Source organism: Aeromonas sp. s5 (genome assembly GCF_040907865.1).
Classification (GTDB): Bacteria; Pseudomonadota; Gammaproteobacteria; order Enterobacterales; family Aeromonadaceae; genus Aeromonas; species Aeromonas dhakensis.
On record NZ_JBFOCO010000022.1, the window covers coordinates 1 to 24,368 of the forward strand.

20 protein-coding genes and 1 tRNA gene are annotated in these 24,368 nt (G+C 60.3%); 9 read left to right on the plus strand and 12 right to left on the minus strand.

The genetic code is table 11. The features are described from left to right. Positions 1–182 precede the first annotated feature (182 nt). Positions 183–259 (plus strand) — tRNA-Asp (locus AB5Y94_RS11805). Positions 260–426: 167 nt separating this feature from the next. Beyond that, on the plus strand, positions 427–1,263 hold the full coding sequence (gene tcdA, locus AB5Y94_RS11810) for a tRNA cyclic N6-threonylcarbamoyladenosine(37) synthase TcdA (RefSeq protein WP_017779447.1): 837 nt from the start codon (positions 427–429) through the stop codon (positions 1,261–1,263). A gap of 21 nt (positions 1,264–1,284) precedes the next feature. Here the strand turns inward: tcdA and AB5Y94_RS11815 are convergent, their stop codons facing one another. Continuing rightward, a complete protein-coding gene (locus AB5Y94_RS11815; protein WP_010635669.1) occupies positions 1,285–1,719 on the minus strand; it encodes a SufE family protein in 435 nt (144 codons plus the stop codon). A gap of 13 nt (positions 1,720–1,732) precedes the next feature. After that, a complete protein-coding gene (locus tag AB5Y94_RS11820; protein WP_010635670.1) occupies positions 1,733–2,953 on the minus strand; it encodes an aminotransferase class V-fold PLP-dependent enzyme in 1,221 nt (406 codons plus the stop codon). 165 nt (positions 2,954–3,118) lie between these two features. Here AB5Y94_RS11820 and rep point away from each other — a divergent pair, with 165 nt between their 5' ends. Next, positions 3,119–5,131, plus strand: coding sequence for a DNA helicase Rep (rep, locus tag AB5Y94_RS11825; RefSeq protein ID WP_094697622.1), 2,013 nt, complete (start codon positions 3,119–3,121; stop codon positions 5,129–5,131). A 10-nt stretch (positions 5,132–5,141) separates the two neighbouring features. On the opposite strand, the gene AB5Y94_RS11830 is transcribed toward rep, so the two are convergent. From AB5Y94_RS11830 to AB5Y94_RS11850, 5 genes are all read right to left on the minus strand, one after another. After that, positions 5,142–7,415, minus strand: coding sequence for a bifunctional diguanylate cyclase/phosphodiesterase (locus AB5Y94_RS11830; RefSeq protein ID WP_026141315.1), 2,274 nt, complete (start codon positions 7,413–7,415; stop codon positions 5,142–5,144). A gap of 85 nt (positions 7,416–7,500) precedes the next feature. Further along, complete coding sequence (locus tag AB5Y94_RS11835) at positions 7,501–7,956, minus strand: cytochrome c5 family protein (RefSeq protein WP_017786998.1); 456 nt, start codon at positions 7,954–7,956, stop codon at positions 7,501–7,503. Between the two features lie 200 nt (positions 7,957–8,156). After that, a complete protein-coding gene (gene tdh / locus AB5Y94_RS11840) occupies positions 8,157–9,185 on the minus strand; it encodes an L-threonine 3-dehydrogenase (protein ID WP_005306946.1) in 1,029 nt (342 codons plus the stop codon). 56 nt (positions 9,186–9,241) lie between these two features. Beyond that, positions 9,242–10,432 carry a glycine C-acetyltransferase gene (locus AB5Y94_RS11845; RefSeq protein ID WP_368205563.1) on the minus strand — a complete coding sequence of 397 codons (1,191 nt, stop codon included), beginning with the start codon at positions 10,430–10,432 and terminating at the stop codon, positions 9,242–9,244. A gap of 115 nt (positions 10,433–10,547) precedes the next feature. Next, on the minus strand, positions 10,548–11,192 hold the full coding sequence (locus AB5Y94_RS11850; RefSeq protein WP_005306940.1) for a TetR/AcrR family transcriptional regulator: 645 nt from the start codon (positions 11,190–11,192) through the stop codon (positions 10,548–10,550). 154 nt (positions 11,193–11,346) lie between these two features. On the opposite strand from AB5Y94_RS11850, the gene rfaD reads away from it, so the two are divergent. The 6 genes from rfaD to AB5Y94_RS11880 all read left to right on the plus strand — a co-directional run bounded on the left by rfaD (position 11,347) and on the right by AB5Y94_RS11880 (position 18,215). Then, complete coding sequence (gene rfaD / locus AB5Y94_RS11855) at positions 11,347–12,303, plus strand: ADP-glyceromanno-heptose 6-epimerase (protein ID WP_005306938.1); 957 nt, start codon at positions 11,347–11,349, stop codon at positions 12,301–12,303. 50 nt (positions 12,304–12,353) lie between these two features. Beyond that, positions 12,354–14,117: a polysaccharide deacetylase family protein gene (locus tag AB5Y94_RS11860; protein WP_368205564.1), complete on the plus strand. Its 1,764-nt coding sequence runs from the start codon at positions 12,354–12,356 to the stop codon at positions 14,115–14,117. After that, positions 14,117–15,337 carry an O-antigen ligase family protein gene (locus AB5Y94_RS11865; RefSeq protein ID WP_368205565.1) on the plus strand — a complete coding sequence of 407 codons (1,221 nt, stop codon included), beginning with the start codon at positions 14,117–14,119 and terminating at the stop codon, positions 15,335–15,337. Before AB5Y94_RS11860 ends, AB5Y94_RS11865 begins: the two co-directional genes overlap by 1 nt. After that, positions 15,315–15,992, plus strand: a complete 678-nt coding sequence (locus AB5Y94_RS11870) for a glycosyltransferase family 25 protein (protein ID WP_368205566.1) — start codon at positions 15,315–15,317, stop codon at positions 15,990–15,992. Before AB5Y94_RS11865 ends, AB5Y94_RS11870 begins: the two co-directional genes overlap by 23 nt. A gap of 251 nt (positions 15,993–16,243) precedes the next feature. Continuing rightward, positions 16,244–17,047, plus strand: coding sequence for a glycosyltransferase family 9 protein (locus AB5Y94_RS11875; RefSeq protein WP_368205567.1), 804 nt, complete (start codon positions 16,244–16,246; stop codon positions 17,045–17,047). Between the two features lie 55 nt (positions 17,048–17,102). Further along, positions 17,103–18,215, plus strand: coding sequence for a glycosyltransferase family 9 protein (locus tag AB5Y94_RS11880; RefSeq protein WP_139398522.1), 1,113 nt, complete (start codon positions 17,103–17,105; stop codon positions 18,213–18,215). Here the strand turns inward: AB5Y94_RS11880 and AB5Y94_RS11885 are convergent. The 5 genes from AB5Y94_RS11885 to AB5Y94_RS11905 form a co-directional block, all read right to left on the minus strand. After that, positions 18,151–19,218: a glycosyltransferase family 9 protein gene (locus AB5Y94_RS11885; RefSeq protein WP_368205568.1), complete on the minus strand. Its 1,068-nt coding sequence runs from the start codon at positions 19,216–19,218 to the stop codon at positions 18,151–18,153. The two genes, AB5Y94_RS11880 and AB5Y94_RS11885, sit on opposite strands and share 65 nt — an antisense overlap. 169 nt (positions 19,219–19,387) lie before the next feature. Continuing rightward, positions 19,388–21,568 carry a TonB-dependent receptor gene (locus AB5Y94_RS11890; protein ID WP_368205569.1) on the minus strand — a complete coding sequence of 727 codons (2,181 nt, stop codon included), beginning with the start codon at positions 21,566–21,568 and terminating at the stop codon, positions 19,388–19,390. 129 nt (positions 21,569–21,697) lie between these two features. After that, positions 21,698–22,654, minus strand: coding sequence for a siderophore ABC transporter substrate-binding protein (locus tag AB5Y94_RS11895; RefSeq protein WP_368205570.1), 957 nt, complete (start codon positions 22,652–22,654; stop codon positions 21,698–21,700). Continuing rightward, positions 22,651–23,433, minus strand: a complete 783-nt coding sequence (locus AB5Y94_RS11900) for an ATP-binding cassette domain-containing protein (RefSeq protein WP_319871631.1) — start codon at positions 23,431–23,433, stop codon at positions 22,651–22,653. The genes AB5Y94_RS11895 and AB5Y94_RS11900 overlap by 4 nt, the downstream gene beginning before the upstream one ends. Continuing rightward, positions 23,430–24,365, minus strand: a complete 936-nt coding sequence (locus tag AB5Y94_RS11905) for an iron chelate uptake ABC transporter family permease subunit (protein WP_277988288.1) — start codon at positions 24,363–24,365, stop codon at positions 23,430–23,432. The genes AB5Y94_RS11900 and AB5Y94_RS11905 overlap by 4 nt, the downstream gene beginning before the upstream one ends. Positions 24,366–24,368: the final 3 nt, after the last annotated feature.

Sequence of the window (24,368 nt, forward strand, 5' to 3'; positions counted from 1 at the left end):
CTGACCCCATGCCGAACTCAGAAGTGAAACGCTGTAGCGCCGATGGTAGTGTGGCATTCGCCATGCGAGAGTAGGACACTGCCAGGCACCCAATTAAACGGTGATGTGAAAGACATGGCCGGCTGCGAGGATGACACCTCATCAAGAAGCGGCAAAAGATTTAGCGAAAGCTAACCGAATGCGGAGCGGTAGTTCAGTCGGTTAGAATACCGGCCTGTCACGCCGGGGGTCGCGGGTTCGAGTCCCGTCCGCTCCGCCACTACTTAAGAAGCCCAGTCTAACGACTGGGCTTTTTTCGTCTCTACGATCCCCTATCCCCATCTCAGCTGACCCGACTTCGCCGTTCCATCCCGTTTCATGTTTATCTGAAATTCGCCGCCGCCCATGGTTGTCGCTATAATGGCCGCCCTCAAGCAAGGTGGTGGTATGAAAGCAGAGTATCTACAGCGATTCGGGGGCATTGCCCGTCTTTATGGTCAGAGTGGACTTGGCTCCTTCAGCCAGGCGAGAGTCTGCGTGGTCGGGATCGGCGGCGTCGGTTCCTGGGCGGCAGAGGCGCTGGCCCGTGCCGGCATCAACCAGATCACCCTGATCGACATGGACGACATCTGCATCACCAACACCAACCGCCAGATCCACGCCATGCAGGGCACGGTCGGTCGCCTCAAGACGGAGGTGATGGCCGAGCGCATTCGTGCCATCAACCCGGATTGCGAGGTGATCGAGGTGGATGACTTCGTTACCGCCGACAACTTGGCCGAGCATATCAAGCGGGAGTTTGACTATGTAGTGGATGCCATCGACTCGGTCAAGGCCAAGGTGGCGCTGATTGCCTTCTGCAAGCGCAACAAGATCCCGGTGATTGTGGCGGGCGGCGCCGGTGGGCAGATGGACCCCACCCGGATCACCGTGGCCGATCTGGCCAAGACCATTCAGGATCCGCTGGCCGCCAAGGTGCGCTCTGACCTGCGCCGGCTACACAACTTCAGCAAGAATCCGGCGCGCAAGTTCGGGGTGGAGTGTGTCTTCTCAACCGAGCAGTTGAGCTACCCGGATGGTAATGGTGGCACCTGTCAGGCCAAAGCGGCCAGCGACGGCAACATGAAGATGGATTGCGCCTCTGGCTTTGGCGCCGTGACGCCGGTGACGGCGACCTTCGGTCTGGTCGCCGCCTCCCGGGTATTGAAGAAGATTGCCGAACGGGGAGCCCGTGCCGAGAAAGAAGCCGGGAATGAAGACACAGGGTCGATTGGTGAGGCCTGATCGACCACTGAACAAGGCGGGTTAGACGGCCTGTTGCCGGATAGCCAACACGATTGCCCTGAGCCCGTTGCCCCGCGACGGGCTCAGGTGTTTCTCGAGCCCTAGCTCGCTGAAATAAGTATCCATATCGAAAGCCTGGATAGCGTCGGCAGTCTGATGATTGAGTGCCGCCAGCACGATGACGATAAGACCACGCACGATGCGGGCGTCGGAGTCGCAGGCAAAATGCCAGTTGCCGTCCTCACCCACCTCTCCCTTGAGCCAGGCCTGGCTCTCGCACCCTTTCAAGCGGTTCTCTTCCTGCTGCCACTCTGCTGGCAAGGTGGGTAGCAGCTTGCCGAGTTGGATGATAAGGCGGTACTGGTTCTCCCAGCCGTTCGCCGCCGCAAACTGCTGGCGGATGGTATCGGCGTCGGGCTCAAGGCCGATCCGGGTATAGGTTGCGAGGCTGTTCATAGGGTTGTCTGCCTTAGAAGAAGTCACTGAGTTTGTGCAGGGCGGCCAGCAGGGCGTCCACATCGTCCCGGTTGTTGTAGCAGGCCAGCGAGGCTCGCAGGGTGCCGCCGATACCGAGCGATTCCATCAGCGGCATGGCGCAGTGGTGGCCGACCCGTAGGGCGATCCCCTGCATGTCGAGCAGGGTGGCGGCATCCTGCGGGTGGATATCCCTTAGCAGGAAGGAGACGGCGCCGGCACGCTGACCGGGTTCGCCGACCAGACGCAGCCCAGGTATCTGACGCAGGCCGGCGACCAGATAGTCGGTCAGCACCGCTTCATGGCTGGCCAGCAACCCCCGGTCTTGCTCCATCACAAAATCGATGGCGGCGGCCAGGCCGATGGCGCCGGCGATATGGGGCGTGCCCGCCTCGAACTTGAAGGGCAGGCTATTGAAGGTAGTGCCGCTGAAGCTGACCCTGTCGATCATCTCGCCGCCGGCCTGCCAGGGCGGCATCCGCTCCAGCAGTTCGGTGCGCCCCCACAGCACGCCGATACCGGTCGGGCCGTAGAGCTTGTGGCCGGAGAAGGCGTAGAAGTCGCAGCCGATGGCCTGCACATCTACCTCCAGGTGAGCCACTGCCTGGGCACCGTCGATCAGGGTCAGGGCACCGACCGCCTTGGCGGCCGCCACTATCTGCTCAACTGGATTGACGGTACCGAGGGCATTGGAGACGTGGGCCACGCTCACCAGTCGGGTACGTGGTCCCAGCATGGCCAGATAGGCGGCTATGTCGAGATCGCCCCGCTCATCGAGGGGGACGACCCGGATGACGGCGCCGGTGCGCTGGGAGACCAGCTGCCAGGGGACGATATTGGCGTGGTGTTCCAGGGTGCTGAGGATGATTTCGTCTCCCGCCTTGAACTCGCTCATTCCCCAGCTCTGGGCCACCAGGTTGATCGCCTCCGTGGTGCCACGGGTCCAGATCACCTCGTGGCTGCGAGGGGCATTGATAAAGCGGGCGACAGTCTCGCGGGCATCTTCGAAGGCCCGGGTGGCCCGGCCGCTCAGGGCGTGGGCGGCACGGTGCACGTTGGCGTTGTCGGCCCGATAGTAGTGATTGATCGCATCCAGCACGGCTTGCGGCTTCTGGGTGGTGGCGGCATTGTCCAGATAGACCAGCGGGTGGCCGTTGACCTCCTGCGCCAAGGCCGAAAACTGGCTGCGCAGCCGGTCGTGCTGTTGCTGGTTCATGCTCCCCTCACTGTCTGGAAAAGTGGTCATCATCTCGAAAAGTCGGTCATGATCCTGAAAACCGCCGCCGAACACAAGGCATCTGGCGAGCTATTGCTCGATGGGGCTGGCCGGGTGATTTCTGTTACAATGCCGCCCCTCATCATAAGCCAAGAGATTCGGCCCATGAAGCTCAACCCCAATCAGAACGAAGCGGTCAAGTATGTCTCCGGCCCTTGCCTGGTGCTGGCGGGTGCCGGATCGGGCAAGACCCGCGTTATCACCAACAAGATTGCCTATCTGGTGCAGCAGTGCGGCTACAACGCGCGCAACATAGCGGCGGTCACCTTTACCAACAAGGCGGCGCGGGAGATGAAGGAACGGGTCGGCCAGACCCTGGGTCGCAAGGAGGCGCGGGGGTTGATGGTCTCGACCTTCCATACCCTAGGGCTCGAGATCATTCGCCGCGAGCACAAGAGCCTGAACCTCAAGGCGAACTTCTCCCTGTTCGACGACACCGATCAGCTGGCGCTGCTCAAAGAGCTGACCGAGGCAGAGCTCGACAACGACAAGGACAAGCTCTCGGCCCTCATCAGCCAGATCTCCAACTGGAAGAACGACCTTATCCTGCCTGCCCGGGCCATGCGCATCGCCCGCGGGCCGGAAGAGGTGCTGATGGCCCAGCTCTACGAGCGCTACCACCGCCAGATGGTGGCCTACAACGCGCTGGATTTCGACGACCTCATCGTGATGCCGACCCTGTTGCTCAAGAGCAACCAGGAGGTGCGCGAGCGCTGGCAGAACAAGATCCGCTATCTGCTGGTCGACGAATACCAGGACACCAACACCAGCCAGTACGAGCTGGTGAAGCAGATCGTCGGCGAGCGGGCTCGCTTCACCGTGGTGGGGGACGACGACCAGTCCATCTACTCCTGGCGTGGGGCCAAGCCGCAGAACCTGGTGCTGCTGAACGAAGATTTCCCCAATCTGCGGCTCATCAAGCTGGAGCAGAACTACCGCTCCAAGCGGCGCATCCTCAAGTGCGCCAACATCCTGATCGCCAACAACCCCCATGTCTACGACAAGGCGCTCTTCTCCGAGCTGGACGAGGGGGTAAAGCTCAAGGTGCTGTTTGCCAAGAACGAGGAGCACGAGGCGGAGCGCATCGCCGCCGAGCTGATGGGCCACAAGTTCATGAATCGCACCCGCTTCAAGGATTACGCCATCCTCTACCGGGGCAACCATCAGTCGCGCATCTTCGAGAAGGCGCTGATGACCAACCGCATTCCTTACCGCATCTCGGGGGGCACTTCGTTCTTCTCCCGCACCGAGATCAAGGACATCATGGCCTACCTCAAGTTGCTGGTGAATCCGGACGAGGACACCGCCTTCCTGCGAGTGGTCAACCTGCCGCGGCGCGAGATCGGTCCCACCACGCTCGAGAAACTGGGCCAGTACGCCAATCAGCGCGGCAAGAGCCTGTTTGCCGCCAGCTTCGAGCTGGGGCTGGAACAGCACCTATCCGGTCGTGGCCTCACCGCCCTGCAGGCTTTCACCAACTGGCTGGTGCGGCTCGGTGATCAGGCCCTGCGCGGCAACCCGGTGGAGGCGGTGCGGGACATGATCAAGGAGATCCACTACGAGGAGTGGCTCTACGAGACCTCCCCCAGCCCCAAGGCGGCCGAGATGCGGATGCAGAACGTCTCCACCCTCTATCGCTGGATCAGCGAGATGCTGGAGGGGGACGAACTGGAAGAGTCGATGACGCTCGCTCAAGTCGTGACCCGTCTCACTCTGCGCGACATGATGGAGCGCAACGAGGGGGAGGATGAGGCGGATCAGGTGCAGCTGATGACCCTGCACGCCTCCAAGGGGCTGGAGTTTCCCTATGTCTACATGGTGGGTATGGAGGAGGGGTTGCTGCCTCACCAGACCAGCATCGACGAGGACAACGTGGAAGAGGAGCGGCGCCTCGCCTACGTGGGCATCACCCGGGCCCAGACCGAGCTCACTTTCACCCTCTGCAAGGAGCGGCGCCAGTTTGGCGAGTCGGTGCGACCGGAGCCGAGCCGCTTCCTGCTGGAATTGCCCCAGGATGATCTGGAGTGGGAAAACCAGAAGAAGGTGAGTGCGGAGGAGCGCCAGCAGAAGGGGCAGATGGCGGTGGCCAATCTGCGCGCCATGTTCAAGAAGGATTGAGTCGCTCCGCTTATTTGCTCTGGGTCAGCAGGGGGGTGATGTCGGCGCCCGGCATGGGCGGTGAAATGTAGCGCCCCTGGCCCATCAGGCAGCCCAGGTCGATCAGCTTCTGCAGTTGCTGCTGGTTCTCTATCCCTTCCACCACCAGGGTGAAGTCCAGATCCTGGCAGATGTCGCGCATGGCGCGAATGAGGGCCAGATCCTTGGGAGATTGCAGCATGCGATGGGTGAAGCTGTCATCCACCTTGATGTAGTCCACCGGGAAGTGGAACAGGGCATTGAGGGAAGAGAAGCCAGTACCGAAATCATCCAGGCTGATCTGGATGCCCTTGGCCCTCAGCTCGTGCAGTGAGGTGAGGGCATCGGAATCCTGCCGTGATAGTTCCCGCTCGTTGAATTCGAAAATCAGATAGCCGGGGGAGATCCCCTCGGATTCGATGATCTCGACCAGTTGCATGATCTGTTCATGGCTGACCAGATGCTTGCCGGACAGGTTGATGGCCACCTTGAACTTGCTCTGGCCGGAGAGCGGCAGCCACTCCTTCAACTGCTGGCAGGTGTGGCGCAGGATCTGGTAATCCAGCTCCTGGATGAGGCCACACTGCTCCGCCAGCGGGATGAAGTCGAATGCGTCCTTGAGTACCCCCTCTTCGGTGATCCAGCGTGCCATGACCTCCAGCCCGGTCAGGCGGCTGTCCTTGAGCCGGATCACCGGCTGGAAATAGGGCACGATGCGGCCTGCCCGCAGCGCTCTGGCCAGCATCTCTTCCGGTGAGGCCCAGGTCTGGGCCGAGCACTCCTCCGAATAGCTGACGATGCGGCTGCGGCCGTTGCGCTTGGCCTGGTACATGGCCAGATCGGCCTGATGCAACAGCTGGCTGATGTCGGATGTCTGTTCCGACACGCTAGCCACTCCGAGACTCACCGTGATGCCGAGTTCGTTGCCCATCAGCCGGAAGGGATAGGAGAGGCGGCTGATGATGCGGTTGAGCACCGGGCTGATATCTTCCTCGGTCTTGCTGCTGTCCAGATAGATGACGAACTCGTCCCCCCCCAGCCTGGCCACCATGTCGTTTTGCCGGATGCAGGTTTGCAGGCGGCGGCTCATCTCCTTGAGCAACTGGTCGCCGGCGCTGTGGCCGAGAGTGTCGTTGACCTGCTTGAAGTGATCCACATCGATGAAGATCAGCGAAAACCCGGGCGACTTGTAGCGGTGAAAGTGGGTCATGGCGTGGTTGAGGTGGTTCATCAACAGTGCCCGGTTGGGGAGCTGGGTCAGCGGGTCGTGCAGGGCATCGAACTGCAGCCGGCGTTCCAGCTCCTGGTGCTGCTTCAACTGCTTCTGCAACCTGAGGTTGGTCTGGCGCAACTGCTGCAGCCGCTGGTTGATGGAGTCTTCCGAGTTGATGTCGTGCAGCTGCTGGCGGATCCGTCTCAGCTCCAGCAGCAGGGTCAGCTGGCTGCGCAGAAAGTCGAGAAACAGCCGGTCGTCGGTTTCCAGCGGTTGTTGCAGGCTGATGAGAAAGTGGGCGAAGTACTGCTGCTGGAGACGAAGCGGCTGGCTGTACCAGTAAAGCTGCTCCTTGTGCTGCTCAATGTTGTTGGTGCTGTGGCAGAGCCCGGTGATGAATTCGTCGCTGTGGTGGGGTAGCTCCGGGTAGATCTTCTCGAGCCGGTGGCTGTCGATGCGTACCAGCAGCATGTCCTGAATGGCGAGCATCTGGCGCAACACAGCCTCGAGCTGGGAGAAGAGCGCCTGGCTGGGCAGGGTGTTGGCCAGCCGGATGATGCGGTTGATGCTCTCGATCTTTCTCTGCCAGTCCGGATCCTTGCGAATGAGCGGCGAGGCCAGCTCTGACAGCTGGGAGCCAGCTTGGGTCTCGTTCAGCCGTTTGGCCAGGCACTCCAGCAACAGGCGCAGTGTCGGCAGCTCCTTGGGCTGGCAGCAGGCCAGCAACCACTGGATTTGACCGTGCTCGACCGGCAGGGTGCACCAACCCTCGGCTTCGTCCAGCTGGGTCAGTTGATCCGTGATGCGTGACTCTTCCAGCCCCAGCTGCAGTTTGAAGCTGTCGGGGACCTGGTATTCACACACCCAGTGCAGTCCGGCTTCCGACAGGCCGAGCATGCCGAAATGTTGCAACGGGCAGAGCTGGTTCAGCTGCTGGATCAGGGTGTCGTAATCTTTGGCGGTGGCGACGGAGGGGGCGGGGAAATCCATAATAGCGGAAACCAACGCCAGCAAGGGAGTCGAGTAATGTGGTGCTGTGGGTTGCGCTGACATGAGTGACTCCCGATTTATCTACCCTTCAAAGAGTAGTCGGAAGTCATCAGATTGAAAGGGCCGCATATGCGGCCCTTTCAATCACTTAGAGCTTGTCGATCATGTAGTGAATGGCGTTTTCGATCTCTTCATCGCTACAGGTGGCGCAAGTCCCTCTGGGTGGCATGACGCCGGTCTTGCCTGCGAAGCCGGCAATGGCATGTTTCTTAAGTGTTTCAATGCCTTGCGCGATACGAGGCTCCCAGGCAGCCTTGTCGCCGCGCTTGGGCGCGCCGGCGATGCCGGCATCGTGACAGGCGAAGCAGGCGCCCTTGAACACGGCTTCACCGTCGCGCGGGCCGGATGACGCGGCCGCCGCAGGGGCTGCGCCTGCGGTCGCAATCCCTTCCAGATCCTTGGCGGTATAGACCTGACCGACCGGCTTGATGCGCTCGGCAATGGCCTCCGGCGACATATCATCGGCAGCCAGCACGGCACCGGACAAACTGGCGGCCGTCATCCCGACCGCCAGCAAATAGCTCAGTTTTTTCAACACGCTCATGTACTCCCAGCAGGCTTTTATTATCCCTAGAAAACGACTGGATTATAACCGAATAGTTACAGCCATTTAAACGCTTGTGTGTGAAGTGTTAAGCACTCTGCGTGCAAAGTTTCTTCGTCGGATCACAAACTGGCGAGGCCGGCCTGCAAAAAAGAAACCCGGTTTTCACCGGGTTTCATCTGATTGACGTGCTGAAAGGCTTATTTGTCCCAGCTGAGGATCACCTTGCCGGACTGGCCGGAGCGCATGGCATCGAAGCCCTGCTGGAAGTCGTCGATGTGGAAGCGGTGGGTGATGATGGGGGAGAGATCGAGCCCGGACTGGATGAGACTGGCCATCTTGTACCAGGTCTCGAACATCTCGCGGCCGTAAATCCCCTTGATGAACAGTCCCTTGAAGATCACCTTGCCCCAGTCGATGGCCATGGTGGCGGGGGGAATGCCGAGCATGGCGATTTTGCCGCCGTGGTTCATCTTGTCGATCATGTCCTGGAAGGCGGAGGGGACGCCGGACATCTCCAGCCCCACGTCGAACCCCTCGGTCATGCCAAGCTCGCTCATCACGTCGGAGAGCTGCTCCTTGGCCACGTTGACGGCGCGGGTGGCGCCCATCTTGCGGGCCAGCTCGAGCCGGTATTCGTTGACGTCGGTGATCACCACGTGACGGGCGCCCACATGACGGCAGACGGCGGCAGCCATGATGCCGATGGGGCCGGCGCCGGTGATCAGCACGTCTTCACCCACCAGGTCGAAGGAGAGGGCTGTGTGCACCGCGTTGCCGAACGGATCGAAGATGGCGGCCAGCTCATCCGGGATGTTGTCCGGCAGCTTGAAGGCGTTGAAGGCCGGGATCACCAGGTACTCGGCAAAAGCGCCGGGGCGGTTGACGCCGACACCTATGGTGTTGCGGCACAGGTGGGTGCGGCCGGCACGGCAGTTGCGGCAGTGGCCACAGGTGATGTGGCCTTCGCCGGAGACCCGGTCACCGACCGCGAAGCCGCGCACTTCCTGGCCCACGGCAACGACTTCACCGACGTATTCGTGGCCGACCACCATGGGCACCGGGATGGTCTTCTGTGACCATTCGTCCCAGTTGTAGATGTGGATATCGGTGCCACAGATGGCGGTCTTGCGGATCTTGATGAGCAGGTCGTTGTGGCCGAGCTCGGGGGCCGGTACGTCCGTCATCCAGATGCCGACTTCTTTGTGCAGTTTGGAGAGTGCTTTCATGGTTGTTCCTTCACGATGAACGCAGAAAAAAGGGGCGCCGGGCCCCTTGATTCAAATCAGATGATGCCGAGTTCGCGGCCGATGCGAATGAAGGCATCGATGGCCTGATCCAGCTGTTCGCGGGTATGGGCGGCGGACATCTGGGTGCGGATGCGGGCCTGGCCCTTGGGCACGACCGGGAAGGAGAAGCCCACCACATAGATGCCGGCGGCCAGCATGCGGCTCGCCATCTCGGCTGCCAGCTTGGCGTCTCCGAGCATCACCGGGATGATGGCGTGATCGGCGCCGGCCAGGGTAAAACCGGCGGCGCTCATCCGCTCGCGGAAGTACTGGCTGTTCTCCTTCAGGCGGGCACGCAGATCGTGGCCGTCGGCCAGCATGTCGATCACCTTGATGGTGGCCGCGACGATGGAGGGGGCCAGCGAGTTGGAGAAGAGATAGGGGCGGGAGCGCTGACGCAACCAGTCGATCACCTCTTTCTTGCCGGAGGTGTAACCGCCGGAGGCGCCGCCGAGCGCCTTGCCCAGGGTGCCGGTGATGATGTCGACCCGCTCCATCACGCCACAGTATTCGTGGGTGCCGCGGCCGTTCTCACCGATGAAGCCGACGGCATGGGAGTCATCCACCATCACCAGCGCATCGTACTTGTCAGCCAGATCGCAGATGGATTTGAGGTCGGCGATGACGCCATCCATGGAGAAGACGCCGTCGGTGGCGATCAGCTTGAAGCGAGCACCATCGGCATCGGCCTGCTTGAGCTGGGCTTCCAGCTCGGCCATGTCATTGTTGGCGTAGCGATAGCGCTTGGCTTTGCATAACCGGACCCCATCGATGATGGAGGCGTGGTTGAGGGCATCGGAGATGATGGCGTCTTCGGCGCCGAACAGCGTCTCGAACAGACCGCCGTTGGCATCGAAGCAGGAAGAGTAGAGGATGGTGTCTTCGGTGCCGAGGAAGGCTGACAGCTTCTGCTCCAGCGCCTTGTGCTGATCCTGGGTACCGCAGATGAAACGGACCGAGGCCATGCCGAAGCCGTGGCTGTCCAGCCCTTGGTGGGCCGCTTCGATCAGATCGGGGTGGTTGGCCAGCCCCAGATAGTTGTTGGCACAGAAGTTCAGCACCTGCTCGCCGCCCACCGCAATCCGGGCCTGCTGGGCCGAGGTGATGACGCGTTCCTGCTTGTACAATCCTTCATCCTGGACCTGCTCAAGCTGCTCGGTCAGGTGACGATAGAATCCGTTAGACATCCTCGATCCTCATTGGCTATTTCAGCTGCGTATCAACAGAGGACGACATTTTACTGCAATCTGTTGCGGCGAATTCAAATTATTGTGCTGATGTTCAACAAATGTGAAACAGATCTCACCCAGCTGGTTGGGCCAGTTGACGGTAATGCTGCTCCAGCTGGCGGATCTGTTCGGCCACCTGCGGCTGCACATAGGGGCGCAGCAGAAACAGCACCCGCAAGACGCCCTGATAGAGCAGTGGCTTGGTGATGCGGGTGCTGGGAGCCTGGGCGATCTGGAACGGGATCCAGCAGGTCACCACCATCTTGATGGTCTGGCCCAGATCCGGCAGATCCTCGTCGCTGACGTCTATGATGCCGCCCTCGCGCAGGCTTCTAAGCAGGGCCACCACGGCGGCGCGTAGCTGCTCCTGGGCCTTGAGGTACTTCTGCTGCAGCGGCTCGTCGCGACTGAGAATGTCCGGCAGGTTGGCGTAGAAAAAGCGGAACTGCCACATCAGATAGAAGATGGCATCCAGATAGCCCATCAGGTTTTCCAGCTTGATCTCATCGCTGCGGGCCGGTGTGAAGCTCTCGCTCAGGTGACGGGCGTACTGGTCGAAGATGGAGTGGATGATGTCTTCTTTATTGCGGAAGTGGTAATAGAGGTTGCCCGGGCTGATGCCGAGGTGGGCGGCAATGTGGTTGGTGGTGATGTTGCGCTCACCCTGATCGTTGAACAGCTCGGTGGCGCTGTGAATGATCCTGTCTCTGGTTTTCATCGCTGCTCCCTCTGCCGGGTCCCGGGGGCGATCTCGTCAAGGTCGAATCCCCCTGCGGCCCGTGATAAACTTTTCGGCAATTTTAAATTGGCTCACTATACACAGCTTTAACAGGCAGTCACATGTGACCATCAACGTACGCGAGGCAAACTCCATGATCGTAGTAACTGGCGGTGCTGGCTTTATCGGCAGCAATCTGGTCAAGCAGCTGAACGCTCAAGGACGGACCGACATCGTGGTCATCGATGATCTGACCGACGGCACCAAGTTCGTCAATCTGGTCGATCTGACCATTGCCGATTACATGGATAAGGATGAGTTCCAGGCGCGGATCGTCTCCGGTGACGAGTTTGAAGAGTGGGACGGCATCGAGGTGATCTTCCACGAAGGTGCCTGCTCCGCCACCACCGAGTGGAACGGCAAGTTCATCATGGAGGTCAACTACGAGTACTCCAAGGATCTGTTCCACTACTGCATCGAGCGGGAAATTCCGTTCATCTACGCCTCTTCCGCCGCGACCTACGGCGGGCGCAACGACAACTTCATCGAAGATCCCAAGTTCGAGCAGCCGCTCAACGTCTACGGTTACTCCAAGCAGCTGTTCGACCAGTATGTGCGCCGCTGGATGCCGGAGATCAACTCTCAGGTAGTCGGCCTCAAGTACTTCAACGTCTATGGCCCGCGCGAGCAGCACAAGGGCTCCATGGCCTCGGTTGCCTTCCACCTCAACACCCAGGTGAAGAAGGGCGAAAATCCCAAGCTGTTCGAAGGCTGCGACGGTTTCCCCAACGGCGGTCAGATGCGCGACTTCATCTATGTGGATGACGTCTGCAAGGTGAACCTCTGGTTCTGGCAGAATCCGCAACACTCCGGCATCTTCAACTGCGGCACCGGTCGGGCCGAGCCGTTCCAGAACGTGGCCGAGGCGGTGATCAAGCATCACCAGAAGGGCGCCGTCGAGTACATTCCCTTCCCGGATCACCTCAAGGGTCGCTATCAGAGCTTCACCCAGGCGGACATGACCAAGCTGCGCGGTGTCGGCTATGACGCCGAGTTCAAGACCGTGGCCGAAGGCGTGGCCGACTACATGGCCTGGTTGAACCGGGCTTGATCCCCCTCTGACGGGTGGCTGCTGGCCACCCGTCGTTCGGATACCCTCCCATGAATATATTGATGGCACTCTCCCAGCTCGAAGTGACGGGAGCTGAGGTCTATGCCACCACGGTCGGTAACGAATTGACCCGGCGTGGCCACCAGGTTTTCTACGTATCGGACACCCTGACCAAGCCCACGCTGGGCCAGGTATTCAAGCTGCGATTCAACAAGCGCAGCATACTGCGCCGCTTCTGGCACGTGTTTTACCTCGTTTACCTGATCAAGAAGCATCATATCCAGTTGGTGCATGCCCACTCGCGTGCCTCCGGCTGGAGCAGCTATGTGGCCTGCAAGCTGACCGGCACCCCCATGATCACCACGGTACACGGGCGCCAGCCGGTGCATGCCTCGCGCAAGGCCTTTCATGCCCTCGGTTTTCGGGCGGTGGCGGTGTGCGAAGATATCGCCAGCCAGATCATCGACAATCTGGGGGTGGATCCGGCCATCGTACAGGTGTTGCGCAACGGCATCGAAACCGACAAGTTCCAGCCCGTGCCGGCTCCGGACAACGCCAAGCCGGTGATCGCCATCATAGGCCGGCTGAGCGGCCCCAAGGGGGAGCTCTGCTACCGGTTGCTGGATGAAGTGCTGGATCTGGATGCCTGCCAGGTGAAGGTGGTGAGCGGCAGCCAGCTGCCCGAGCGCTTCGTGCGTTTTCGTGACCGGGTCGATTTCGTCGGTTACGTGGAGGATGTCCCTGCCCTGATGGCGCAATGCGATCTGGTGATCGGTGCCGGTCGGGTAGCGATGGAGGCTCTGTTGTGCGGTCGCCCGGCGTTTGCCATCGGCGAGGCCAAGGCCATCGGCCTGGTGACTGGGCAGAATCTGGATGAGGCGCTGGCCAGCAACTTCGGCGACATAGGCCCCAAGGATCTGGCGATCGATTTTGTCGCCCTCAAAGCCCGCATTGCCCCTGCGCTCGCCAGCGGCAGCGTCTCCGACGTTATCCGTCAGCGCATTCAGGCCGAGTATGGCTTGGCGGGAGTCGTCTCCGGCCTGGAGTCCATCTATCAGGATGCGGTGGTCGAAACCCTGCGCCGCGAGATGCCGGTCATCATGTACCACCGCTTCATCGAGCACGAGAGCGAGAAGGGGGTGCACGGTACCTGGATGCCGATCGCCATGTTCGAGAAGCACCTGCGCCTGATGAAGTGGCTGGGTTATGAGACCCTGACCTTTCGCGACCTGGCGGACAAGGGCTTCATCCATCGTCTGCAATACGGCAAGAGATACCTGATGATCACGGCTGACGATGGCTATCAGGACAACCTGACCCGCATGCTGCCGCTGCTGGAAAAATATGGTTACAAAGCCGTGGTATACGTGGTCACGGGGGAAGGGTATAACCGCTGGGACGTGGAGCAGGCGAGCAACCCGGACACCCGGGTGGATCTGATGAATGGCGAGCAGCTCAAGGCGCTGGTGGCCTCCGGCCATGTGGAGATCGGCGGCCATACCCTGACCCATCCCAGGTTGAGTGCACTGGCTCCCGAGCAGCAAGCCCATGAAATACAAGAGAACAAGCGGCAACTCGAGACTCTGCTTGGCTACCCTTTGCTGTCGTTCGCCTACCCTTATGGGGATATGGATGAGAGTGCCAAGGTGCAGGCGATGGCGGCGGGCTACCGTTTTGCCGTGGCCACCAACAGTGGGCCAAGAGCCATGCACCAGGACCCCTTCCGGATCCGCCGCATCGCCATCTTCCCGCGTACCGATGTGTTTGGCCTGTGGCGCAAGATCCGGGGTAACTATGTCTTCAGGAAACAATAATGGTTATCAACTATTCAGAGAAAGTGAGAGGGCTGACTAAGTGGTGTTATCTCTTCACTATTTTTTTTGCTTTTAGTGGTCTGTTTTTTTTCGAACATGGAAAAACACTGCTCTCTAATTTTATTGTTATCTCAACAATTATGGGGGGGGTGAGTTATTTCTTGGGGAACAGGGATGTAGGATTACATGACCGCAGGGTCTTATGGGTATTTATTTCTTATGCGGCAATGATTTTTGTGAATAGAATTATTCACGGTGATCAGTATGGTGTAATGAGAGCCTTATTTTATATTGTATTATTTTCTCTGTTCATTCCACGTGAAGAAAGCATTATAAAGTCCTTTCGTGTCGGTGTGATAGTCGGCGGGATTGGTTTGGGAATGATCAGCATATGGCAGAGTTTTCATGGTCTTGCTAGAGTAGACGGGTTTACCAATGCAATACTATTTTCACAAGCATGTGTCACTATATTTATCATTAGTTTCTTTCTTTTTCTTCAGGTTCGAGGCTGCATTGGCCTTAGATTATTGGCGATGATATCAATTGTTATGTCGTTGTGTGGTTTATATTTATCACAAAGCAGAGGGGTGTGGCTGTCATTCGTATTTTTAGTCTTTTTTTATATTATTTTAAAGTCATTCAAAAAGCCTGCTAAATATTTTATTGTAATTTCTGTTTTTATTTTTCCGTCTTTCTATGCTGTCCAAAATAGTAGTGTGATAACAAAAAGAATAAACTCAGCTGTTTATGACTTGAGCAAGGCTGAAAGTGGCCAATATGACACATCTTGGGGATTAAGACTCGTTGTCTGGAAGAGTGCCTGGTTGGCATTTCAGGATAACCCATTGTTTGGTGTTGGGACTGAAGGGTACGATAAAACAAGGCGTTTACAGGCCGAGAGGGGGCTCGTATCCCCGCTAGTATTACATCCTGCTCTCACTCATGCCCATAGCCAATACATGCAGAACTTGATGATAAGAGGCGGTGTTGGGGCTGCATTCTTATTGGTGTTTATTTTTTCCCCATTATATCTAGTCGCAAGAAAGGGACTTATATCACCAATTATCTTCTTGTGTTTATCATTTGCTATCTGTGGTCTCAGTGACGTTCCTTTTGAACATCAGAATGTATTGTATCTTTATCTCGTATCAGTGGTGATGTTGTTTTTTTCTGAAGAGATTAATAATAGGAGGGGCGATGATTCCAATCATTATTCTTAGTCTGGTGCGCAGTCATGAACGCCGGGATTATATGTCCAGGCAGATGCAGCACTTTGGGCTCGACTATTCTTTCTTTGATGCAGTCGATGCCCGTGACGCTTCTGCGTTAGATGCACTAAGCGACAAGATAGACCTTGATAAGGCCAAAGAATACTGTGGTCATGAGTTAAGTAAGGGGGAAGTAGGGTGTGCTATCAGTCATATTAAAATATATGAAATGATGGTGGAGAAAAACATTGAAAGAGCCCTCATCTTGGAGGATGACGTTCACCTCCACATGTGTTTTAAGGAGTTGGTTGAGGCTGCCTGTGAAAAAAGTGCTGCGGATATAATCTTACTGCGGCATGGTAAGGCGAAAAGTTGGCCATGGAAGCGCAGTCTGCCGGAGGGATACCGATTGGCAAGATATATCGCGCCTAGTAAACACTCCAGGAGGGGCGTTATGTCTTGTGCTGGATATATTTTGAGCCTTGGTGGAGCCAAGAAGCTTATGCGGCATGCATACCCGGTTAGAATGCCGGCTGATTATCTGACCGGCCGGCTTCAACTTAATGGATTAACTGCTGAGGGTGTTGAACCCTGCTGCCTTGATGTGGACTGGTTACCTACAACGATAGAGGATCGAGCCTATGGTGACTATCTCGATGACAAATAAGAGCGGTCAGGTGTGATCTTCGGAACTGAATGGTTATGAACATAAAGAAGTGGTTTAAATTTCGGTTCTCCCGCCGCCTGATAACGTTGCAGCCAGCACCGACTCACTCCACGGAATCGGTCAAGACTCTATTGGTGGTCTGTTTCGATGCTATCGGAGACTTCGTCCTCTCCCTACCGGCCATAGAAGCGCTGCGTCGACGTTATCCCGATGCTGTCATCGAGCTGCTCTGTAGTCCTCGAAATCAGGCGTTGGCGCTGGCTATCGAGGGGATTGCGGCGTGCCATGCCATCACCCTCAATGATCGCTTGCTCGATCGGGAAGGGTGGGGTCAGTTACGGATCCTTCGGATGCGCCATTTCGATTTGGTGATCAACCTGTTTGACGAGCCGGACGAGCTGGCCATGGCCAAGATGCTGTGGGTGGCGCAGGGCAGGCTGCTCTCGCTACCGCTGCGCTCCAAGAGCATCAACCAGCAGAAGCTGCTACCCCTGTTTGGCCAGAAGGCGCGTGAGGTAGCGGCCGTGCCGGCCTCCCACTTCGTTCATCGTATGTTGGCGATCGTCGAAGGGGTGGTGGATGTGCCACTTAGCCTGCCGACCCCCTGCAATCAGGGCTATGATACGGCTCGCTTCGGTGACTATGCGGTGGTGAACCTCGCTGGCAGCCAAGTGGGGAATACCCTGCCGGCTGATTTGCAACACGCCATCCTTGCGCGACTGCCGGTGCGGGAAGGCTTGAGCTATCTTTGCTTTAGCAAAGAACCGGTCGGTATCGAACGACCAGACCTTGTCTGCATCTATCCAGATTCGATCTTGGACGCCGCCACATTGATCCGTGACGCCCGTGCTGTACTCTCCACCGATACCTCCATCATCCATATCTCCTCTTCCTTCGGGGTGCCCACCCTGGTGTTGATGAACAACGAGCGCTGGCGCGATGCCTTCATCCCGCTGGCGGGCCGCAACATAGTGCTGAGGTCGACCACGGATCAGCTGGCGGCCCTGTCGCCGGCCGAGATCAGCCGTCAGGTCGATGCCCTGATGGCGCTCTAGCCGCGTCAGGCTGGTATCATCGTTCTCCCAATTCAACGGCCCTTCTGGTGGATTCATGTCATTAATCAACGATCTGCAACTCCAGCGTGACATTCTTCGCCGCAAGCTGGGGCAGCTGCTGTTCGATCGCAAGCGGCCGGCTCCGCTGCACGAGCGCAAGGGGAAGATAGTGTTGCTGCGCTGGGATGCCAAACTGGGCGATGCCATTGTCTCGTCCTGGGTGGCCCGCGAGATCAAGCGCGCCAGCCCGGAGCGGGAGGTGTGGATCGTCACGACCGCGGCCATGGCGCCCCTGTTTCGCGATCATTTCGGCATGGACAAGGTGATAGAGGTGCCCAAACGGCCGGGCTATGGCCAGCTCAAGCGGCTGGCCCATTCGCTGGGGGAGGTGGAGTGCCTGGTGCATTTTGGCAAGATGTTGAAAATGAAGGACATCTACTTCATCAGTCAGGTGAGGGCGGATTGGGTCGCCGGCATGGACGATGCCCTGCAGGCGGTCAACCTCAAGCTGGGCAAGGCCTCCAGCGGCATGCACTTCTCCGACAAGTTTGCCCTGCTGTTGCAACGGCTCGGCGTGACCAATCCGGACCAGCAATACATAGTCCCGAGCATGAGCCCGCCCGATGCGCTGGCCAGCTGGTGGCCGGCCGCGCCGGTCCTCTGTTTCAACCCTTATGGCAGTGGTAGCTCCCGCCGTCTGCGGCCCGAGCTTATCAGCCAGATGATTGAGCAGATGCTGGCGGCTGGCTCTGGCGCCATCTGCCTGCTCTATCCGCCGGGCATGGAAGAAGAAGTGGCCGGGATCCGGGCCGGCCTGAGTCAACCGGAGCGCCTGCTGCTGTCACCGGATGCGCCCTCGCTGGCCGGGCTGTTTGCCCAGCTGCGGCAGTGTCAGGGGTTGATCTCGGTGGACACGGCGACGGTGCACATCGCCGCCGGGCTGCACAAGCCCATTCTTGGCCTCTACAACCCGGACATAGGGGGCGGCAACGAGAACTTCCTGGAGTGGCACCCCAACTCCCCGTCAGCCACAGTGCTGTTCTCGGCCAATACCAGGGAGCAAGATATCAACTCCCTCGATCTGGCCGAATTCGAGCGTACTTTCAGGGCGTGGCTGCTTGCCAATCAGGCAGCGCTGTCAGCCGTGCAATCACCAGCTCGGGAGTGATGGCGCGCAGCAGGGCTTCGTCGATGAAGTCCTTCTCCGCGTTCTGCGGCAGCTGGAAGCCGGGCCCCTTGGCATCGAACACATCGATGGCCTGATAGCGGGGGTGGTTGACCGGGTTGGCGATGATCTTGTCGCCACCGGGGGCCACTATGGTCAGCAGGGGCAGGTCGATGGCCTGTGCCATGTGGCGGGGGCCGGTATCATTGCCGACAAACAGCCGGCAGTGGGCGAACAGCCCCACCAATTCCCGTACCGAGCGGGTCTTGATGTGGTCGAAGACGCTGGCTTGCAAGGCGGCGGGCAGCAGCGGTTTCAGGCCGCGGTTGTACTCCTCCTCCCCCGGCCCGCAGTAGATCAGGATCTGGGCATTGTGCTGCTCGATCAGCCACTGGGCGACCTTGGCGAAGCAGTCGATGGGCCAGCGCTTGTAGTGTCCTAGCGAGTTGACGCCCATGGCGATCAGCGGGCGGTTCAGGTCGACGCCGGCGGTCAGCAGCGCCTCCCTTCCTTGTTGTTTCTCTTCTTCACTCAGCCAGAGGTAGTAGTTGCGATCCTCGCGGGCCAGCTTGAGCGGCTTGAGCAGCGAGAAGCGGTCGTCGACCAGGGTGCTGTTGCCCTGAAACTCGGTGTCCTTGCGGAAACGGACGATGCGGTTGTGGCCGAGTCGCCAAGGGAAGGAGTCAAAGCCGATACGCAGGCGGGCACCGGAGAAGAGGCAGCTGAGCAGACCGATCATCTGGCCCTGGCTGTTGACCACCACATCGTAGCGTTCGCGGCGAATGGCCAGCAGCAGATCCTTCATGTAGCGCCACTCGTTGCGCCTGGCCTTCTCGATGATGATGAGTCGATCGATATTGGGATTGCCCTGCGCCATACCCGCGCAATAATCCATGACCAGATAGTGAACCTCGCCGCTTGGGTCATTCTGCTTGAGGTTGTTGCACAGCGCGGTGGAGATCAGTACATCCCCTATCTGTTTGGTTTGAACTACTAGGTATTTCATAAGGCAGGCCTCAACAGAGGTCATGGTTGATCGTGAGCGTGACAGCATACCGCACAAGTGAGTCAGATGCTGTCGGTGCGGCGTGAAAATCCGATCTGGCGCAAGCCGGCCGGGCCGGCATCCGAGGCACATAAAAGAAAAGCCATTTTGACAATGGCTTTTCTGCTGCTTAGAAGGTGAGCGAGGTGGAGAGCTGGAAGGTGCGTGGCGCCCCCAGGCCGCCGGAGAGGCCGCTGCCGTCGCCGCCGGACCAGGAGCCGATCCAGTAGTCGCGGCCGGTGAGGTTCTGCACCGTGGCCCGCACGGTCAGGGCGTGATCGGCGATCCGCATGGTGTAGCGGGCCCCCAGGTCGAAGGTGGTGTAGGAGGGCAGCGAGAGGCGGTTGTCATCGGTGACGAACCGCTCGCCGATGAACTGGGTGTTGCCGGTCAGGGTCAGCCCCGGCACGGCGGCCAGATCGTACTCGGCGCCGAGTTTGGCCATCCACTTGGGCACCCCGGTGGCCTGGTGGCCGACGTTGCTCTCGTTGAGCGCCTTGGTCAGCTCAGCCTGGGTGTAGGAGGCCCCGCCCAGCAGGCGCAACTCGGGGGTGAGTTCACCGAACAGATCCCACTCGATGCCGCGGTTGCGCTGTTCCCCGTAGACCCCGTAGACGTTGGAGCTGGGGTCTGTGTAGGCGCTCGGCTTGGCGATCTGGAACAGGCTCAGGGTATGGGCGAAGTGGCCCAGATCCAGCTTGGCACCGACCTCATACTGCTTGGTCTGATAGGGCTTCATGATCTCGCCGGCATTGCTGGCGGTGTTCGGCGCCGCGCCCCCCTGGCTCAACCCCTCGATGTAGTTGGTGTAGACGGCGAAATCGTCGCGCAGCTTGACCAGCAGAGTGGTGGCGGGCGAGACCCGGCTCTCCTCGTAGCGGGCAGTCTGGTCGCCGCTGCCGTTGAAGTTGCTGCTCTCGACCGTCTGGCGGCGGGCCCCCAGGGTCCACTGCAGGTCGCCATCGAGGAAGGAGAGGGTATCGACCAGCGCCACGCTCGCCAGGGTCGCCTCGCTGCGCGAGGTGACGGCACCGTACCCGGCGAGATCCGGCGCGGGCCCGAAGTCCAGCCGGTCGTAGTTGGTCATGGCGTGGTTGAAGAAAATCTTGTCCCGGAAGGTCTGCTCCGAGGTGTAGCGGGTGGCGGCCAGCGACCAGGCGTGATCGACCGGGCCGGTGCCGAAGGTGCCGCGCAGGCCCGCCTCGCCGGAGCGCTGGGTGCCGTCCCGCTCGGAGCGGGCCGCCATGGCATTGATGTCGCCGGCGTCATTGAGCAGGGTGTTGCGGGTGATGAGGGCGCTGTAGCCGCCGTCACGCTGGCCCCAGGCGATGAAGGCGGTGAGGTTGTCGGTCAGATCATATTCGGCGCGCAGCACGGCGGCCTTGGTGTCGTTGATGGTATAGGCCCAGGCCGGCGCCAGGGAGTAGTCACCACGCTTGGGCTCGGGCAGCTGGGTCACCTGGCTGGCGACCGAGAAGATGCCGAAGTAGTTCACCCCGTCCACCCGCTCGTGCTGCCGGTAGAGATCGGCCGAGGCGCGGGCCCGTTCGCCACGCCAGTCCAGCCCGACCGAGGTGAGCTCCATCTTGTGCTGCTGGTCGTTGACCGCGGTGTCCCCGTCCCTATAGACGCCGTTGAAGCGTACCCCCCACTGCTGCTCGTCGCCGAAACGGCGACCCAGGTCCAGGTGCACGCCACCGAGGTCGTCCGATTCATAGCTGGCGGTGACCTTGGCCAGGGGGGTCTTGCCGGCGCGCTTGGGCACTATGTTGATGTTGCCGCCCACGCTGCCATCCGGCGGCATGCCGTTGAGCAGTACCGAGGGCCCCTTGAGCACGTCGACCCGCGCGGCCATCTCGGTGGAGCTGCGCATGTTCGGCGCCATGCCGATGAGGCCGTTGAAGGTGATGTCGTTGGCGTTGGTGTTGAAGCCGCGGATGTAGAAGGTCTCGAACAGGCTGCGCTTGCTCGGCACATAGACCGAGGGGTTGGTGGCACCGGCCACGGCGCCTATGTCCTGGGCCTGGCGATCCTCGATGTACTCCTCGGTGTAGCTGATTGTGTTGAACGGCGTCTCCAGGAAGGGCTTGTTGCCGAGCAGGCCGACCCGGTTGTCGGCGGCGACCTGGCCGCCGGCATAGGCTTTGCGACCCTCCACCACCACGACTTCGTCGGGACGGGGGGGGGCTTCTTCACGGGGAGCCGGGGCGGCCCAGGCGCTACCCAGTTGCAGGCCGGCCAGGATGGCCAGCGTCAGGCGGGAGAGTCCGTGGCGCGGCACGGCAAGGGAGGATGAGTGCAATGTCTGCATGCAGGATTCCTTTCAGGGTGAGGAGTGCGTTTTTGTCTCCTTATGCTTTCCGGATGACACTCTCAAACCCTCAAATAAAAATAACTCTCATTTGCGTATTGATGCCCGGCGTTGGCCGGGCACGGGGGATCAGCTGCGATAGGCGGCCATCACCTCGTCGGCGATGCGGTTCAGGCAGGTGAAGCTGGCGGTGCAGAGGTACCAGGTTTCGGGGTCGACGAAGCGTACCTTGCCGTTGCGCCACGCCTTGGTCTGGCGCAGCAGCGGGTTGTCCAGGGTGCTGGCGTCGATGGCTGTGCGTCGCTCCATCACGGAGGTGCGGTCGATGACGAACAGAATGTCCGGGTCGGCCTGCTGGATGAACTCGTTGGAGATGGGTTGGCCGTGCATGCCGGTGTCCCGCTCCAATCCGGCCGGCTTGACCCCCAGGGTGTCGAACAGGAAGCCGTAGCGGGATTGGGTGCCAAAGGCGGTGAAGGCGCCGTTGTTGTGCAGCACGATCAGCGCTTTTTCCGGGCGATCCCGCGTCAGCGCCTGCACCTCGGCGATCTTGGCGTCCATCTGCTGCACCTTCTCTTTGGCCAGCGCCTCCTGGCCGAGCAGGGTGCCGAGGGTGAGCAGGTGGGCCTTGGCGGCCTCCAGGATGTGGCCGTCGCGGTTGGTCATGTCGATGTCGTAGTGCAGGGTCGGGGCTATCTGGCTCAGCGCCTCGTAGCTTTGGGCCTGCAGGGGGGAGATGAGGATGAGATCCGGCTTGAGCTTGTGCAGCCGCTCCAGGTTGGGCTGGATGGTGGTGCCCACGTCCATCACGGCCGGGTCGTCCCGGTAACGCTGCAGGAAGTGCGCCACGTAATCCTTGGCGATGCCGGCCACTGGAGCCTGCAGCTGATCCAGGGTATCGAGTTCGCTCATGTCGAAGGCCACCACCCGCTTGGGCGGGGTGACGACCCGGGTGGTGCCGAGCTGGTGGGTCACGGTGACCACGGTGCCGTCGGCCCCGGTGGTGGCCTGCTCCCTGGGGGCGTCGCAGCCGGTGAGCCCTGCGATGGCGGCCAGCAGCACGGCGGTGAGCGTATTGATCCTCATAACAATTCTCCAGACGGGGTTGGGTTGAAGTAGTTGCACAGCAGGCCGCGCTGGCTCGGCAGTATGTCGAAGCGCAGGTCGTAGAGCGCCTCCAGGTTGGCCGGGGTGACCATCTCGGCGACCGGGCCGCTGCCCGCAAGCGCGCCCCCCTTCATGGCGACGATGTGATCGGAATAGTTGGCGGCGAAGTTGATGTCGTGCACCACCAGGATCAGGGTACGCCCCTGCTCGTCGCTGAGGCGGCGGATCGCCTGCATCAGCTGTACCGCGTGCTTCATGTCGAGGTTGTTGAGGGGTTCGTCGAGCAGCAGGCAGTCGGTCTGCTGGGCGACGGTCATGGCGAGGTAGGCCAGCTGCCGCTGTCCGCCGCTCAGCTCGTCGAGGTAGGCCCGGCGCAAGGGGGCGAGGGAGAGAAAGTCGATGGCCTCGTCGACCGCGATGCGGTCTTCCCGGGTCAGGTTGCCCTGGCTGTAGGGGAAGCGGCCGAAGGCGACCAGCTCGTCGACCGTCAGTCGCAGCCCCACGTCCGGCGACTGGCGCAGGGTGGCGACCCGCTTGGCGTAGTCACGGGCGGTGAAGCGGTGCAGGTCGGTGTCCCCCAGGCGTATCCGCCCCTGGCTGATGGGCAGCAGACGGGCCATGGCCATCAGCAGGGTGCTCTTGCCGGCGCCGTTGGGGCCGATCAGCGAGGTGACCCGACCGGCCGGGAAGTCGACTGTGATGTCGCGCAGGACGGTGCGATCGCCGTAGCGCTGGTGAACCTGTTCGAGGGAGATCATGGCGATCCTCTGGTTTTGACCATCAGGGCGAGGAAGTAGGTGCCGCACACCAGGTTGATGAGGATGCTGACAGTGGTGCGGTAGTTGAAGATCTGCTCCACCAGGAACTGGGCCAGGATGAAGAGCGCGATGGCGATGGCGCAGCCGAGCGGCAGGGTGACCCGGTGGCGGAAGGTGCGCGCCAGGGCATAGCTGATGTTGGCCACGAACACCCCCATGAAGGCGGTGGGGCCGACCAGGCTGGTGGAGACGGCCACCAGCACGGCGATGAGCGCCAGGTGCAGGCGTACCGCCCGCCGGTAATCCACCCCGAGCGAGCTGGCCTGCTCGCGCCCGAGCGCCAGCACGTCGAGCTCGGCCTGGCGGCGGGCGATGACGAGACAGACCAGAGCGACCAGGCCGCCCCCCATCAGCAGCTCCAGCGGCTGGGCCCGGTTGAACGAGGCATAGCCGAACCCCTGCAGGATGGCGAACTCCCCCGGACTGGTCTTGAGCTGGACAAACTGGGTCAGGGTGCCAAACACCATGGTCAGTACCAGCCCCGTCAGCAGCAGCTGGAACAGATCGGTCTGCCCGGGCCGGAACAGCCAGCGGTGGATGATGGCCGAGTACCCCAGCATCAGCAGCAGCGACAGCACGCCGTTCTCCTCGCGCCCGAGCAGCAGCAGGCTTTGGCTGCCGAGCAGCAGCACCAGCAGGGCTTGCAGCAGCAGATAGACCGCCTCGTACCCCATGATGGCGGGGGTCAGGATTCGGTTGCCCGCCAGGGTCTGGAAGCTGATGGCCGAGACCGCGATGCAGACGCCGGCGACTGTGATGGCGGCCAGGCGCAGCAGCCGTTGGGGGATGATGTAGCCGGTGTCGAGATCCGACCCGAACAGCACAAAGGTCGCGGCGAGCAGGGCCAGCAGCCCCCAGATCCCGTAACGCATAAG

What these genes read in the sequence shown, in the direction of transcription:
- AB5Y94_RS11905 (WP_277988288.1), bottom strand. Translation starts at nt 24,365, where the DNA reads ATGCGTTACGGGATCTGGGGGCTGCTGGCCCTGCTCGCCGCGACCTTT.
- AB5Y94_RS11860 (WP_368205564.1), top strand. Translation starts at nt 12,354, where the DNA reads ATGAATATATTGATGGCACTCTCCCAGCTCGAAGTGACGGGAGCTGAG.
- AB5Y94_RS11845 (WP_368205563.1), bottom strand. Translation starts at nt 10,432, where the DNA reads ATGTCTAACGGATTCTATCGTCACCTGACCGAGCAGCTTGAGCAGGTC.
- rfaD (WP_005306938.1), top strand. Translation starts at nt 11,347, where the DNA reads ATGATCGTAGTAACTGGCGGTGCTGGCTTTATCGGCAGCAATCTGGTC.
- AB5Y94_RS11850 (WP_005306940.1), bottom strand. Translation starts at nt 11,192, where the DNA reads ATGAAAACCAGAGACAGGATCATTCACAGCGCCACCGAGCTGTTCAAC.
- AB5Y94_RS11835 (WP_017786998.1), bottom strand. Translation starts at nt 7,956, where the DNA reads ATGAGCGTGTTGAAAAAACTGAGCTATTTGCTGGCGGTCGGGATGACG.
- tdh (WP_005306946.1), bottom strand. Translation starts at nt 9,185, where the DNA reads ATGAAAGCACTCTCCAAACTGCACAAAGAAGTCGGCATCTGGATGACG.
- AB5Y94_RS11900 (WP_319871631.1), bottom strand. Translation starts at nt 23,433, where the DNA reads ATGATCTCCCTCGAACAGGTTCACCAGCGCTACGGCGATCGCACCGTC.
- AB5Y94_RS11890 (WP_368205569.1), bottom strand. Translation starts at nt 21,568, where the DNA reads ATGCAGACATTGCACTCATCCTCCCTTGCCGTGCCGCGCCACGGACTC.
- AB5Y94_RS11895 (WP_368205570.1), bottom strand. Translation starts at nt 22,654, where the DNA reads ATGAGGATCAATACGCTCACCGCCGTGCTGCTGGCCGCCATCGCAGGG.
- AB5Y94_RS11830 (WP_026141315.1), bottom strand. Translation starts at nt 7,415, where the DNA reads ATGTCAGCGCAACCCACAGCACCACATTACTCGACTCCCTTGCTGGCG.
- tcdA (WP_017779447.1), top strand. Translation starts at nt 427, where the DNA reads ATGAAAGCAGAGTATCTACAGCGATTCGGGGGCATTGCCCGTCTTTAT.
- AB5Y94_RS11885 (WP_368205568.1), bottom strand. Translation starts at nt 19,218, where the DNA reads ATGAAATACCTAGTAGTTCAAACCAAACAGATAGGGGATGTACTGATC.
- AB5Y94_RS11815 (WP_010635669.1), bottom strand. Translation starts at nt 1,719, where the DNA reads ATGAACAGCCTCGCAACCTATACCCGGATCGGCCTTGAGCCCGACGCC.
- AB5Y94_RS11865 (WP_368205565.1), top strand. Translation starts at nt 14,117, where the DNA reads ATGGTTATCAACTATTCAGAGAAAGTGAGAGGGCTGACTAAGTGGTGT.
- AB5Y94_RS11820 (WP_010635670.1), bottom strand. Translation starts at nt 2,953, where the DNA reads ATGAACCAGCAACAGCACGACCGGCTGCGCAGCCAGTTTTCGGCCTTG.
- AB5Y94_RS11870 (WP_368205566.1), top strand. Translation starts at nt 15,315, where the DNA reads ATGATTCCAATCATTATTCTTAGTCTGGTGCGCAGTCATGAACGCCGG.
- rep (WP_094697622.1), top strand. Translation starts at nt 3,119, where the DNA reads ATGAAGCTCAACCCCAATCAGAACGAAGCGGTCAAGTATGTCTCCGGC.
- AB5Y94_RS11880 (WP_139398522.1), top strand. Translation starts at nt 17,103, where the DNA reads ATGTCATTAATCAACGATCTGCAACTCCAGCGTGACATTCTTCGCCGC.